The sequence below is a fragment of the Bradyrhizobium hipponense genome (assembly GCF_008123965.1).
Classification (GTDB): Bacteria; Pseudomonadota; Alphaproteobacteria; order Rhizobiales; family Xanthobacteraceae; genus Bradyrhizobium; species Bradyrhizobium hipponense.
The window spans coordinates 65,029-77,951 of the sequence record NZ_VSTH01000060.1 but is presented as its reverse complement, the minus strand read 5'-3'; the positions used below and the strand labels follow the sequence as shown (position 1 = coordinate 77,951).

Genomic DNA, 12,923 nt, shown 5'->3' with positions numbered 1-12,923 from the left:
CCTTCGCCGGGACGACATCGCAGGTGTTGCGCCCTCGCCCGCCCCTACGCCTTCTCGCCCGCCGGCGAGAACAGATAGCCGCCGCCGCGGATGGTGCGGATCACGGCGGGCTTGGTCGGGTCGGGCTCGATCTTGCGGCGGATGCGCATGATGCGCAGGTCGACGGCGCGGTCGAAGGCCTCGGCGTCGCGCGCATTGGCCAATTCCAGCAGCCGCTCGCGCGACAGCACGCGCTTCGGATTGGCCGCGAACACTTTGAGCAGCCCGAACTCGGATGCGGTCAGCGGATGCTCGTTGCCTTCGTCGTCGCGCAGGGCCTGCGCTTCGAGATCGAGCCATTTGGTGCCGAACCGCACCAATTGATCCTTTTCGGATTTCGCCGCGGCCGCTTCGCTGGCCGCCGCCTTCGCCGGCGTGCTCCGCCGCAGGACCGAGCGAATGCGCGCCATCAATTCGCGCAGCTCGCACGGCTTGGCGACGTAATCGTCGGCGCCGAGCTCGAGGCCGACCACGCGGTCGATCGGGCTCGCGGTCGCCGTCAGCATGATCACGGGGACGTTGATGCGGCTCTTGAGGTCGCGGATGATCGACAGCCCGTCTTCCTCGGGCATGTTGAGGTCGAGCACGACGAGATCGGGCATGCTGCCCTGGATCGCCGTGCGCAGGCTCTTGCCGCCGTCGCACAGCGTCACGGTGAAGCCGTGCATCTTGAGGTAGTCGCCGACCATCTCCCGGGCCGGGGCCTCGTCGTCGACGATCATGATGTGCGGGCTTTGGGTCATCTCAATCGGATCTCGGCACTCAAATCATGGCGTTTCGGTCGCGGGCAGCGTGATGGTGAAGGTCGATCCCTTGCCGGGACCGTCGCTCGTGGCGGTGACTTCGCCGCCATGCATGTCGATAATACGCTTGACGATGGAAAGCCCAAGCCCCGTCGAGCTCTCGCCGGCGGTCGGTTTCGCCGACAGCCGCTGGAACCGGCCGAACAATCGGCCGAGATCCTCCGGCGACAGCCCAGCGCCCTCGTCGCTGACGCGAATGATGGTGTCGCTGCCCTCATGGGTGACCACGACGCCGATCTTGCCGCCGATCGGTGAGTATTTGATGGCGTTGCTGATCAGATTGTCGATCGCCTCGCGGATGCGGTCGGTATCGCACATGGTGACGATGTTGGACGGCGCGGTGACGCTGATCGCCTGCTGCTTGTTGACGGCGAGCGGCTTGTTGGCCTCGGCGACCTCCTTGACCAGGCCCGCGACGTCGACCGGCTCGCGGCGGATGGTGATGTCGAAGGCATCGGCCATGGCGTCCGAGATCAGATGATCGACCATCGTGGTCAGGCGCTTGGTGGCGTCGCGGATATGATCGACCTGGGCGACCACGCCGTCCGACGACGCGCCGGTCGAGATCAGCTCCTTCAGCATCTCGGTGCGGCCGAGGATGACGCCGAGAGGATTCTTCAGGTCATGGGCGACTGTGCCCAAGATCTCGTTCTTGAAGCCGTTGGCGCGCTGCAGCCGCAGCCATTGCGCTGACAGGCGGCGGTTGGCCTGCATCAGCGCGCGGGTGCGCTGGGCGACGCGGTCCTCGAGCTGGGTGTTGGCGTCCTGGAGCTGCTGGTAGAGGATGACGTTGTCGAAGGCGATCGACAGCCGGCTGGAGAAGATCTCGACCAGCGAGCGATCGGTCTCGGACAGCTCGCGCTCGGCCTGGAGCAGCACCACGACCTCGCGGCCGCTGCCGGTGCGCAAGTAAATCACGCTGCGGTGGTCGGCGAATTCGTTCTTGCGGCGCTGGAACGCGGCCTCCACCATGGCGCGCAATTCGGGGTCGAGCGCCTTGGACGAAGTGGTGCCGATGAAGCGGCTGTAGCAGCCGCTGCCGGCGAGCACCGAGAGCTCCGGGTCGACCCCGCCGTTGTCGCGCAGGACCAGTATGCCGGCGCAATCGACATTGAGCAGCGAGGCGAGCTGGGTCAGCACGCCCTCCGCGAGCCGCTGCATCGACTTGAAGTCGTACAGCGTCGAGGCGGCGTCGATGATGATCTCGAGCCCGCGCCTTGTCTGCACCATGCGCTCGAGCTGCTGGTAGGAGCGCAGCGCCGCGGTCAGCGAGGTGAACAGCTTGTCGGCGGTGAGCTCGGTCTTGGCCTTGTAGTCGTTGATGTCGTATTGAACGATGACGCGCCGCTCCGGCGCCTGGCCTGGCTGCCCCGTGCGCAGGATGATGCGCACGGTTTCGTTCTTGATCTCGTTGCGGATGAACTCGACCAGCTCGAGGCCGGCGACATCGGTCTCCATGATGACGTCGAGCAGCACGGCCGCGATGTCGCTGTGCTCGGCCATCAGCTTGCGGCCTTCGGCCGCGGAATGGGCAGAGAGGATCTCAAGGCCCTGGCCGTTGAGGCTGTAGTCGGACAGCGCAAAGCGGGTGCCGTCATGCACGGCCGGATCGTCGTCGATGACGGCGATTTTCCATTTCCGGGAGTTAGCATCCTCCGACGTGGTACCGGTATCGTCGATCAGGTGGAGGACATCGTCCTGTTCGGCCATTGAGAAGTCCCGTCACTTTCTGTGCTTTGCGCGCCGCCCTTGGCGAGGCGGGGCATGATAATGCGAAAAGTAGTGCCTTGTCCCAGCTTGGATTCCAGCATCATCCGTCCCCCGAGCTGCTGGGTGACGAGGTTATAGACGATATGCAGGCCAAGTCCCGTGCCGCCTTCATTGCGCCGAGTGGTAAAGAATGGGTCAAAGGCCTGGCGCTGCACGTCAGAGGTCATGCCGGCGCCGTCGTCGGCGAAGCTGATCTCGATGTCGTCGGCCCCGCGCGGCCGCGCCGAGATCGTGATGGTGCCGGCGCGGCCGTCGGCGAAGGCGTGGTTGGCGGCGTTGAGGAACAGATTGGTCAGGATCTGGCCATAAGAGCCGGGATAGCCATCGAGCAGCAGCCCCTCGGGCACATCGACCTGGAGCGTGATCGGCGAGCGCTTCAGCACGGGACGCAGGCTCGCGATGATCTGCTCGGTGGCTTCGCTCAATGAGAACTGCCGGCGCTCGGCGTGCGAGCGGTCGACCGCGACCTGCTTGAACGACTGGATCAGCTCGCCGGCGCGCTGCAGATTGGCCACGAGCTGCTGCGAGGCGTCGCGCGAGGACTGCACGAATTCCTCGAGCTGCGAGCGGCGCAGACCGCCATCGCCCTTGAGCTGGGCCTCGAAAATCTCGCTGCGGCGGGCAAAGCTGGATGCCACCGTCAGGCTGATGCCGATGGGGTTGTTGACCTCGTGGGCGACGCCGGCGACGAGGCCGCCGAGGGCTGCGAGCCGTTCGGCATCGATCAAATTCTGCTGCGCGGCGTTGAGCTCGAGCAGCGCGCTCTCGGCCTTTTCCTTGGAGGCGCGCAGCTCGTCCTCGGTTTCGCGCTTGGCGATTGCGTTCTCGCGGAACACCTCCACCGCGCGCGCCATGGCCCCGACCTCGTCGCGCGCCTTGGTGCCCTGCACCTCGCGGCCGAGATCGCCGAGCGTGATCGCGCGCATCGCCGCCATGATCTGCTGCAGCGGCAGCCGGATCGACAGCGCGATCAGAACGCCGGCGGTGAGGATGATGCCGAGGAAGATCACCGCAATCGAGAGCACCCGCCGCGAAATATCCGCCAGCGTGCGGTCGAACGTCTCCTGCGCCTTCTGCTCGCGCTGGCGCATCTTGGTCGAGAGGTCGTCGATGGCGCCGATCGCCTCGGCCTGGCTGGCGTCGATGGTGTTGCGGAGCAGCTCGGTGCGGCTGGCAAGCTGCTCTGACAGTTTTGCAAAGCCCTCGCGCAGCGCCGTGGTGCGGGTGGCGAGCTTTCGCAGCGCCATGCGCTGGAGGTCGTTGTCGGCGAGATCGATCATGACCGGAACGGTCTTCTCGATCGTCTCGGTGTTGCGCCGCGCCTCGTCGGCCGCAGCCGGCGACAGCGACAGATAATAGGAATTCGCCGCCACCAGCATGGCGGTGAAGGCCTCGCGGGACTTGCCGAGCGAGGGCCAGATCAGGGCGTCGCGGTGGCCAGTGGCGCCCTCGATGATGGAATAGAGGCCGGCCATGTCCCTGGCCGGGCCCTGCACCTGCTCCTCATAGGTCTTTGCGATGGTCGCCTGCACGCCGCGCAGGTCGCCAAAGCCGTTGAGGAAGCGGTCGGTGGAGCGCTCCAGCTCCTCGACCGAGCCTGACAGCATCGGATCCTTGGCGGCGCGGTTGGCCAACGTGCCCAGCACGGCCTCGCGCAGCAGCAGGATCTCGGCGAACAGGTCCGGGCTCGGCTGGTTGATGTAGCGGTGGATCAAATTGTGCAGGCGCCCGGTCTCGCTTTCGAGCAGCGCCAAAATCCTGTCGGACTCGCGCACCTGGCGCACGTCGCCCCAGGCCGAGCCCAGCACCTGCGTGCCGTTCCAGATCATCGCGACCAGCACCACCACCACGGCGGAGTTCAGCGCCGCGATCGACAGGATGCGCCAGCGGATCGGCACCGCCCGTAACGCTCCGACGATACGCGCGCGCAGCTGTGCGGCCGGGCCGGCCGCCCGGTCTGCGTGCTCGCTGTGTCCAGGCGCGGCCAATTCGGCTCACTCCACCTTGCGAATGCGTTCGATCAGCGCGGCCACGGCGGGATCGCGTGCCGCCCTGGCGTAGATCGCCGTCATCGCGTCCTCGAACGGCTTGCGGTCGATATCCTTGACGACGGCGATGCCTGCGGCCTGCGCTTTACGCTGCGACTGCTCTTCGAGGTCGCGCCACTTCTCGCGCATGAATCGGCTGGAGCGTAGCGCGGCGTCCCTGAAGATCCGCTGGTCGTCCACTGCGAGGCTCCGCCAGGCCTTGAGCGAGATCACCAGCACCTCGGGGCTCATCGTGTGCTCGGTCAGCGTGTAATAGCCGGCATGCTTGTAATGGTCTGTCGTCACGAAAGATGGCCAGTTGTTTTCAGCGCCGTCGATCAAATGAGTCGCGAGCCCTGTCAGCACCTGTCCATAGGGCAACTCGACCGGCTCGGCGCCGAGCGAGCGGATCATTTCGCTCATCAACTCCGACTGCTGCACCCGGATCCTCAGGCCCTTGAGGTCGGACACGCTCTGCACCGGCCGGACGGCGTTGTAGATCGACCGTGCGCCGGAATCGTAGAAGGCGAGCCCGACGAAGCCGTAGGGCTCGAAACTGTTCAGGATCTCGTTGCCGATCGGCCCGTCCAGCACCTTCTGCATGTGCTCGATGGACCGGAACAGGAACGGCATGGCTAGCACGTTCATCGCCGGAACGAAATTGCCGATCAGGGCCACATTGGTCCGGTTGAGGTCGATCGCGCCGGCCCGGGTCTGCTCGATCGTCTCCTTCTCCTCGCCGAGCTGGCGGGAGTGAAACACCTTGATCTCGAGCCGGTCCTTGGTGCGCTCGGCGATCAAGGCGCCCATGTAGCGCAGCGCCTGGACGGTCGGGTAATCCTCGGTCTGGGTGTCGGCGGCGCGGAATTCGCGCGCAACGGCGCCAGCCCCGCACATGTCCATCAAGACTGCGGCGAGCAGTAGCACGACGAAAACCACCCCGGTCCGCGAGCGTTCGGCACGGTTCAACACTGGCACACTCAACCCCTCAGTGGTGGAGTCTATGGCGGAAGGAAAAGGTTCAATGCAATCTAGCAGAGGGTAAAGGGAAGGCCATCCCGGTTCGCCCGCGGCGCGATTGTGCGGCGCGGCCGGGGCTCATTCCCGGTTGAAACCGCGAATGCCGCGCCTTATGCAGGATCGGTCGCCTTTTGCCGCGCGACACGGGAAGAGCCAACGTGACTTCAGCATTGCGCCTTTTGCAGATCGCCGCCGCCGTCGCGGCCTTCTCCTTGGCGTCTCTCTCATTGGCCACTCCGGCGCGCGCCGCCACCGACATCGCGCTGTGGCACGCCATGTCCGGCGAGCTCGGCCGGCAGCTGGAGAAGCTCGCCTCCGACTTCAACGCCTCGCAGTCCGATTACCGGATCGTGCCTGCTTACAAGGGCAACTACACCGAGACGGTGACGGCGGCGATCTTCGCCTTCCGCTCGCGCAGCCAGCCCGCGATCGTCCAGGTCAACGAGGTCGCCACCGCCACCATGACGGCGGCCAAGGGAGCGATCTATCCGGTGTTCAGTATGATGCGGGACATGGGCGAACCGTTCTCGCTGGGCGATTACCTTCCCGCCGTATCCGGCTACTACACTGACGCGGCCGGCAATCTCTTGTCGTTCCCGTTCAATTCGTCGACGCCGATCCTGTACTACAACAAAACCATGTTCCGCGATGCGGGCCTCGATCCGAATCTGCCGCCGAAGACGTGGCCGGAGCTGGGCGCCGCCGCAAAGCGCCTGCGCGAGCGCGGCGCGGTCTGCGGCTTCACCACGTCCTGGCCGTCATGGATTCATGTCGAGAACTTTTCGGCGTTTCACAACCTGCCGCTCGCAACCCGCGCGAACGGCTTTGCCGGCTTGGATGCCGAGCTGACCATCAACAATCCGGTCGTCGTCAAACACGTTGCCCAACTCGCCGAATGGCAAAAGACAAAGCTGTTCGACTATAGCGGCCGCGGGCAGTCGGCCGAGCCGCGCTTCCAGAACGGCGAATGCGGCATCTTCATCGGCTCCTCGGCGACGCGCGCCGACATCAAGGCGAATTCGAAGTTCGAGATCGGCTACGGCATGATGCCGTATTGGCCCGACGTGAACGATGCGCCGCAGAACTCGATCATCGGCGGCGCCACGCTGTGGGTGCTGCGCGACCGGCCGCGCCAGGAGTACAAGGGCGTGGCGCGGTTCTTCGCCTATCTGTCGCAGCCCGGCGTGCAGGCGGCCTGGCACCAGAACACCGGCTATCTGCCGATCACCCGCGCCGCCTTCGAGCTGACGCGCGCGCAGGGCTTTTACCAGCGCAATCCGGGCTCGGCGATCTCGTTCGAGGAGGTCACGCTGCATCCGCCGACGGAGAATTCGAAGGGCATCCGGCTCGGCTCCTTCGTCCTGATCCGCGGCGCCATCGAGGACGAGCTGGAGCAAGCGTTTTCGGGCCAGAAGGGCGCGCAAGGAGCGCTCGATTCCGCAGTCGAACGCGGCAACAAGCTCCTGCGCCAGTTCGAGCGCGCCAGCCCGGAGCGGTAGCGGCTGCCCGAGCGCGCGCCTCGTCCTTCGAGACGAGGCCTAGGGGCGGGCCCTCAGGATGAGGTCTCGTTTCGTGGCGAGATTTTGGACCCTCATGGTGAGGAGCGCCGCCTTACGGCGCGCCTCGAACCACGAGGCCGGGCAGGTTCGCAGCAACGCCGTCGCTTAACCCCGCTCAAATACCAGCACGAGATTGTTCGCGGGCATCTCGATCGTATCTATCAATGTGAGCCGCACGCCTCGCGCCAGTTCCTCGACATCGCCGATGTCGCGCACGCCCCAGTCGGGATTGCCTTCGCGCAGCGAGGTGTCGAACACCGCATTGCTGAGGGCGGTGTGCTTGCCGTCGCGCTTGAACGGGCCGTAGAGGAACAGCTTGCCGTCGGCGCGCAAATAGCGGCCGGCGCCGGCGAACAGGCCCTTGGCCACGTCCCATGGCGCGATGTGGATCACATTGGCGCAGAACACGGCCGCAAGACTTGTCGGCCCCTGGCCGCTCGCCATCTCCGGACACCAGTGCGGATCGGACAGATCGATCCGCAGCGGGGAGCGGACGTTCGGCAGGCCGGAATGGATGCGCCAGGCCTCGATGCTCTTGAGGTGCCGCTGGTTGAGGTCGCTCGGCCACCAGATCAGGCCGGGTGTATGGCGCGCGAAATGGACCACGTGCTGGCCGGTTCCGCTGCCAACCTCGACCACGTTGCCCGACGTCCCCGCGAGGTGCTTTTCCAGGGCCGCCCAGATCGGCTCGTGATTGCGATGAAATGCCGGCGCATCGAGCCGCCCGTCCGGCTCGACCCGGCCGCCGTCCCTGCCAAATTCAAAGACATAGTCAGCCAATTGAATCCCCTGAAAACTGGAGAACGAAAATGAAAACAGAATGAGCGCCCGAACGCTCCAAAATCACCGGCCTGCGCCCAAGGACCGAATCCCTGAACAAATAATCTCTTTAGTTGTAATGCGGAAGATATTAACTCCATTTTGCCGTGCGCATAGTCCTGATTGTCAGGCGATGCCCTTTGTGCTTTGGAACGCCTTCCGCGCACGAGATCATCGACATAGCGCTTGGAACGACGCTTTGGAATGACGCCTTGACCGCCCAGTCCCGGAAGCCCCTGCTGTTCGTGCTGGCCATCGCCGCCGGCCTCGCCGCCGGCCCGGCGCGGGCGCAGTCCACCGTCGCCGACGGCCAAAAACTAGCCTTCGACCGCGGCAAGGGCAATTGCCTGACCTGCCATGTCATCAAGGGCGGCGACCTGCCGGGGACGATCGGGCCGGAGCTCAAGGACATCAAGGCGAAATACCCCGACCGCAACGAGCTGGTCGCGATCCTGTTCGACGAGACCAGGCGCAACCCGCAGTCGATGATGCCGCCGTTCGGCCGGAACCGGATTTTGACCGAACAGGAGATCAACGCGATCGTTGATTTCCTGCAAACCCTGTGACCGCCGGCCGGCAGACCGACCAGGAGAGATTTGAGATGCACAACCCCGCTCTGGCGACACGGCGCCTGATCCTTCAGGGCGCGGCCTCGGTCGCGCTGCTCGGCCTCGGCAATTTGCCGTTCGCAGCCCCCGCGCGCGCCGCGGCCAACGACAAATATCCGGAAGAGGCGTTCAAGCAGAAGAGCGAGGCGGAGGCGATCAAGGCGCTCTATGGCAAGAACGCCGAGCCCTCCGACAAGGTCAAGTTAGATGCGCCCGAGATTGCTGAGAACGGCGGCGTGGTGCCGATCTCCGTGACGACGACGCTCGACAAGGTGACCTCGATCTCGTTCTTCGTGGCGGAAAATCCGAATGCGCTGGCGGCGTCCTACAGGATTCCTGACGGCACGGTGGCGAGCGTCGCCAACCGCCTGAAGATGGCCAAGACCACCAACGTGACCGCGATCGTGGAAGCCAACGGCAAGCTCTACAGCGCGACCAAGGAAGTGAAAGTCACCGTCGGCGGCTGCGGCGGTTAAGCGAGGAAGTTCGATATGGCATCCAGCATTCGCGTCCGCGCCACCGCCAACGGCGACATCACCGAGGTGCAGGCGCTGATCCAGCACCCCATGGATACCGGCTTCGTCAAGGACGCCAAGGGCGAACTGATCCCGGCGCATTTCATCCAGGAGCTGAAGTTCGAATATAACGGCAAGGACGTGTTCGTCGCCGATTGGGGCACAGCGGTCTCAAAAGATCCCTACGTCAAGTTCAGCTTCAAGGGCGCCAAGAAGGGCGACGACCTCAAGGTTTCCTGGACCGACAACAAGGGTGCGTCGGATACGACCACCGCGAAGATTTCGTGATGAAACGGCGCGCTACGATTCTGCTCGGTTCGGCCTTCGTCGCACTGGCGGCGCTTGCATTCGCGTCGCCGCGCGTGGTCGCAGCAGACAAGATTGATCCTGTCGCCGACGCAAGAGCGTTCGAGAATTTCTTCTTCCAGAAGTTTCCGAACGTGAAGCACGAGGATTTCGTCAACGGTCCTTATTCCATGAACGGGGACATGAAGCGGCAGTGGCAGGAGAAGGAAGAATTCCCGCCCTACGAGTTCGCGCTCGATGCCGGCAAGGAGATGTTTTCGACCCCGTTCAAGAACGGCAAGAGCTACGCCGACTGCTTCCCGAACGGCGGCATCGGCATCCGCCAGAACTACCCGTACTTCGACGAGAAGGAAGGCAAGGTCGTCACGCTGGAGCTGGCGCTGAATCGCTGCCGCGAGGCCAATGGCGAGGCGCCCTATTCCTACGTCAAGGACGAGATGGCCTCGCTCACCGCCTACATGGCGTTCACCTCGCGCGGCAAGCCGATGGACATCAAGATCCCCGACGATCCGCGCGCGCTCGCGGCGTTCGATAACGGCAAGCGCTATTTCTACACCCGGCGCGGTCAGATGAATTTCTCCTGCGCCAGCTGCCATGTGCAGAGCCCCGGCGAGCGCATCCGCGCCGAGATCCTGGCGCCGGCACTCGGCATCCTGAACGCGATGCCGATTTACCGCTCCGAATGGAGCGGTATGGGCACGACCAGCCGCCGCTTCATCACCTGCAACAGCCAGACCCGCGCGGTTCCGCTGGAACCGCAGGCGGATGAATATCGCGACGTCGAGTATTTCCTCTCTTACGTCGCCAACGGCCTGCCGATTTCCGGACCGGGAGCGCGGCCATGAAGCGGTCACTTCCGCTCGTCATGCTGCTCGCGTTGAGCCTCGCGCCACCCGTGCGCGCGGCAACCGAGGCGGACTACAAGACGGCCTATGCCGCCGCAGAAGCCGCTTCCAGGGAGGCGGCCGGCTTGCGGCACCAGTGGACCACGACCGTCTCGACGCTGGCCGCGGCCAGGAAAGCCGCCGACGGCGGCGATTTCGACCGTGCGTTTGCCGCGGCGAAAGAGGCCGAGGCGCTGGCGAAGGCGTCGATCTTCCAGGCGACATCCGAAAAAGAAGCCTGGAAGGCGATGGAAATCCGCTAAACTGTTCCTCAGTCGAACTGTGTAGCGATCATTGAGGGCGCGTCGAATTCGAGATGGCCATCCGCCGCCGCGATTTCCTGAAGGGTGTAGGCGTTGCCGCCGTCTCGGCCGGACTGCCGCGGCTTGCGCGCGGCGCTGACGCTGCGAGCATCTACGATATCGAGCGCTTCGGCAACGCGCGGATCCTGCACATCACCGATACGCATGCGCAGCTCAACCCGATCTATTTTCGCGAGCCCAGCGTCAATATCGGCATCGGCCAGATGATGGGACAGCCGCCGCACCTGGTCGGCCGCGCCTTCCTGGAGCGGTTCGGAATCCGGCCCGACAGCGCCGATGCCTATGCCTTCACCTGTGTCGAGTTCGAAAAGTCCGCAGCCCGCTTCGGCAAGCTCGGCGGCTTTGCCTATCTGAAGACGCTGGTCGATCGCCTCCGCAGCGACGTCGGCGAGAAGCACACCCTGCTCGTGGATGGCGGCGACCTCTGGCAGGGCACCGGCCTTGCCAACACCATGCAGGGCCGCGACATGGTCGAGGTCGCCAACCTGCTCGGCATCGAGGCGATGACCGGGCATTGGGAATTCACCTTTGGCGAGCAGGTGCTGCGGGACAATCTCGAGCGCTTCAAGGGCGAGTTTCTGGCGCAAAACGTCTTCCTGACCGAGGAAGCCGCCTTCAACGACGCTCAAGCCTTCGACAAGGCGACGGGCCGCGTGTTCAAGCCGTCGATCATCAAGGAGCTCGGCGGCCATCGCGTCGCGATCATCGGCCAGGCCTTTCCTTACGTGCCGATCGCGCATCCAAAGCGGTTCACGCCGGACTGGACCTTCGGCATCCGCGAGGAGGAATTGCAGAAGCTGGTCGACGCGTTGCGCGGACGCGACAAGGTCGATGCCGTCGTCCTGCTGTCGCATAACGGAATGGACGTCGACCTCAAGCTCGCAAGCCGCGTCACCGGCATCGACGTCATTCTCGGCGGCCACACCCACGACGCAATCCCGCAGCCGGTCGCGGTGAAGAATGCGGGCGGCACTACGCTCGTGACCAATGCCGGCTCCAACGGGAAATTCCTAGGCGTGCTCGATCTCGCGCTCGACAAGGGCAAGGTCAGCGACGTCAGGTATCATCTGCTGCCGATCTATTCCGAACTGCTCAAGCCCGATCCTGGGATGGCCGAACTGATCGGCCGGCTGCGCGCGCCGTACTCGGCCGACTGGTTGGAGAAGATCGCCACGCCGGACCGCCTGCTCTATCGCCGCGGCAATTTTTCCGGGCCCGTCGACGAGCTGATCTGCACGGCGCTGCGCAGTGAGCTCGATGCCGAAATTGCGCTGTCGCCGGGCTTCCGTTGGGGTGTCACCACGCTGTCCGGCCAGGGGGTGACCATGGAGGACGTGCTCGCGCAAACCGCGATCAGCTATCCCGAAACATACGTCCAGGAGATGACGGGCGGCCAGATCAAGGACGTGCTGGAAGACGTCTGCGACAACCTCTTCAACGCCGATCCCTATTATCAGCAGGGTGGCGACATGGTTCGTGCCGGCGGCCTTGCCTATACCTGCACGCCGACGGCCGCGATGGGCAGCCGCATCTCCGAGCTCAAGCTCGGCAACGGAAAGTCGCTCAACGCAAACCATCGCTACAAGGTCGCCGGCTGGGCGTCGGTCAACGGCCAGCAGGGCGCGCCGGTGTGGGATGTCGTCGGCAAATATCTCCGCACGGGCCGGTTGATGCCGCCGGAGCGGCTCGGCTCCGGCGTCACGCTCAGGGGTGTCGAAGACAACCCGGGCATTGCAGGACAGGGATGACGCGTTCGCAAAAATTTGGCGCGATGATGCTGACGCTGTTGGCCTGGACCGCGATCGCACCGGCCTCGGCCCAGCAGGTGCCGCTCCAGGAGAAGCCGTTCGCCGAACACAAGGTCGTGCTCCAGCTCTCCGACGGCGACGCGAAGAAGCAGGCGCTGGTGCTGAGCGTCGCCAACAACCTGCTGAAGGCTTACGACCCCGACAAGGTCGCGATCGAGGTCGTGGCCTTCGGCCCTGGCATCGATCTCTTGCTTGCAGGCAACGACCGCCGCAAGCAGGTCGAAAGCCTGATCGCACAGGGCGTGCGCTTCGACATCTGCCTCAACACCGTCGACACGATCGAGCGGGAGTCCGGCAAGCGGCCGGAGTTCATCCCCGCGGCCACCCCGGTGCAGGTCGGGGTCGGGCAGATCCTGTTCTTGGCGGAGAATGGCTACACGCTGGTGAGGCCTTAAGCGCTCCCGTCATGTGGAGGGCAATCGCAGCCGTTCACGGTCGTCGT

The 12,923-nt window shown here is 64.7% G+C and carries 13 protein-coding genes; 8 read left to right on the top strand and 5 right to left on the bottom strand.

Translation table 11 applies throughout. The features are described from left to right. Window positions 1-44 precede the first annotated feature (44 nt). From FXV83_RS19995 to FXV83_RS19980, 4 genes are read right to left on the bottom strand one after another with little or no spacing between them, the layout of a single operon-like run. On the bottom strand, window positions 45-782 hold the full coding sequence (locus tag FXV83_RS19995) for a response regulator (protein WP_148741111.1): 738 nt from the start codon (window positions 780-782) through the stop codon (window positions 45-47). 24 nt (window positions 783-806) lie between these two features. Next, on the bottom strand, window positions 807-2,552 hold the full coding sequence (locus tag FXV83_RS19990) for an ATP-binding response regulator (RefSeq protein WP_148741110.1): 1,746 nt from the start codon (window positions 2,550-2,552) through the stop codon (window positions 807-809). Then, window positions 2,522-4,600 (bottom strand): sensor histidine kinase, encoded by a 2,079-nt coding sequence (locus FXV83_RS19985; protein ID WP_187436022.1) that lies wholly within the window; start codon window positions 4,598-4,600, stop codon window positions 2,522-2,524. Before FXV83_RS19985 ends, FXV83_RS19990 begins: the two co-directional genes overlap by 31 nt. A gap of 6 nt (window positions 4,601-4,606) precedes the next feature. Continuing rightward, entirely contained in the window at window positions 4,607-5,617 is a 1,011-nt protein-coding gene (locus FXV83_RS19980) for a TRAP transporter substrate-binding protein (RefSeq protein WP_148741109.1), read from the bottom strand. A gap of 200 nt (window positions 5,618-5,817) precedes the next feature. Here FXV83_RS19980 and ugpB point away from each other — a divergent pair, with 200 nt between their 5' ends. Next, window positions 5,818-7,158, top strand: coding sequence for a sn-glycerol-3-phosphate ABC transporter substrate-binding protein UgpB (ugpB, locus tag FXV83_RS19975; RefSeq protein WP_235939900.1), 1,341 nt, complete (start codon window positions 5,818-5,820; stop codon window positions 7,156-7,158). 165 nt (window positions 7,159-7,323) lie between these two features. On the opposite strand, the gene FXV83_RS19970 is transcribed toward ugpB, so the two are convergent. Continuing rightward, window positions 7,324-7,998 (bottom strand): DUF938 domain-containing protein, encoded by a 675-nt coding sequence (locus FXV83_RS19970; protein ID WP_148741107.1) that lies wholly within the window; start codon window positions 7,996-7,998, stop codon window positions 7,324-7,326. A 251-nt stretch (window positions 7,999-8,249) separates the two neighbouring features. Here FXV83_RS19970 and soxX point away from each other — a divergent pair, with 251 nt between their 5' ends. Genes soxX through FXV83_RS19935 form a run of 7 tightly spaced genes read left to right on the top strand, consistent with a single transcriptional unit; the run spans window position 8,250 to window position 12,876 of the window. After that, window positions 8,250-8,603: a sulfur oxidation c-type cytochrome SoxX gene (soxX, locus tag FXV83_RS19965; protein ID WP_148741106.1), complete on the top strand. Its 354-nt coding sequence runs from the start codon at window positions 8,250-8,252 to the stop codon at window positions 8,601-8,603. Window positions 8,604-8,638: 35 nt separating this feature from the next. Beyond that, window positions 8,639-9,121: a thiosulfate oxidation carrier protein SoxY gene (gene soxY / locus FXV83_RS19960; protein ID WP_148741105.1), complete on the top strand. Its 483-nt coding sequence runs from the start codon at window positions 8,639-8,641 to the stop codon at window positions 9,119-9,121. Between the two features lie 15 nt (window positions 9,122-9,136). Further along, window positions 9,137-9,448, top strand: coding sequence for a thiosulfate oxidation carrier complex protein SoxZ (gene soxZ, locus FXV83_RS19955; protein ID WP_148741104.1), 312 nt, complete (start codon window positions 9,137-9,139; stop codon window positions 9,446-9,448). After that, on the top strand, window positions 9,448-10,311 hold the full coding sequence (gene soxA / locus FXV83_RS19950; RefSeq protein WP_187436021.1) for a sulfur oxidation c-type cytochrome SoxA: 864 nt from the start codon (window positions 9,448-9,450) through the stop codon (window positions 10,309-10,311). The genes soxZ and soxA overlap by 1 nt, the downstream gene beginning before the upstream one ends. Beyond that, on the top strand, window positions 10,308-10,613 hold the full coding sequence (locus FXV83_RS19945) for a hypothetical protein (protein ID WP_148741102.1): 306 nt from the start codon (window positions 10,308-10,310) through the stop codon (window positions 10,611-10,613). The genes soxA and FXV83_RS19945 overlap by 4 nt, the downstream gene beginning before the upstream one ends. Before the next feature lie 53 nt (window positions 10,614-10,666). Next, a complete protein-coding gene (gene soxB, locus FXV83_RS19940) occupies window positions 10,667-12,421 on the top strand; it encodes a thiosulfohydrolase SoxB (protein WP_148741101.1) in 1,755 nt (584 codons plus the stop codon). Further along, a complete protein-coding gene (locus FXV83_RS19935) occupies window positions 12,418-12,876 on the top strand; it encodes a DsrE family protein (protein ID WP_148741100.1) in 459 nt (152 codons plus the stop codon). The genes soxB and FXV83_RS19935 overlap by 4 nt, the downstream gene beginning before the upstream one ends. Window positions 12,877-12,923: the final 47 nt, after the last annotated feature.

Excerpts from the sequence above, each read along its gene's own strand:
- soxZ (WP_148741104.1), top strand. The coding sequence starts at position 9,137 with ATGGCATCCAGCATTCGCGTCCGCGCCACCGCCAACGGCGACATCACC.
- FXV83_RS19990 (WP_148741110.1), bottom strand. The coding sequence starts at position 2,552 with ATGGCCGAACAGGACGATGTCCTCCACCTGATCGACGATACCGGTACC.
- soxY (WP_148741105.1), top strand. The coding sequence starts at position 8,639 with ATGCACAACCCCGCTCTGGCGACACGGCGCCTGATCCTTCAGGGCGCG.
- FXV83_RS19935 (WP_148741100.1), top strand. The coding sequence starts at position 12,418 with ATGACGCGTTCGCAAAAATTTGGCGCGATGATGCTGACGCTGTTGGCC.
- soxA (WP_187436021.1), top strand. The coding sequence starts at position 9,448 with ATGAAACGGCGCGCTACGATTCTGCTCGGTTCGGCCTTCGTCGCACTG.
- FXV83_RS19995 (WP_148741111.1), bottom strand. The coding sequence starts at position 782 with ATGACCCAAAGCCCGCACATCATGATCGTCGACGACGAGGCCCCGGCC.
- soxB (WP_148741101.1), top strand. The coding sequence starts at position 10,667 with ATGGCCATCCGCCGCCGCGATTTCCTGAAGGGTGTAGGCGTTGCCGCC.
- FXV83_RS19945 (WP_148741102.1), top strand. The coding sequence starts at position 10,308 with ATGAAGCGGTCACTTCCGCTCGTCATGCTGCTCGCGTTGAGCCTCGCG.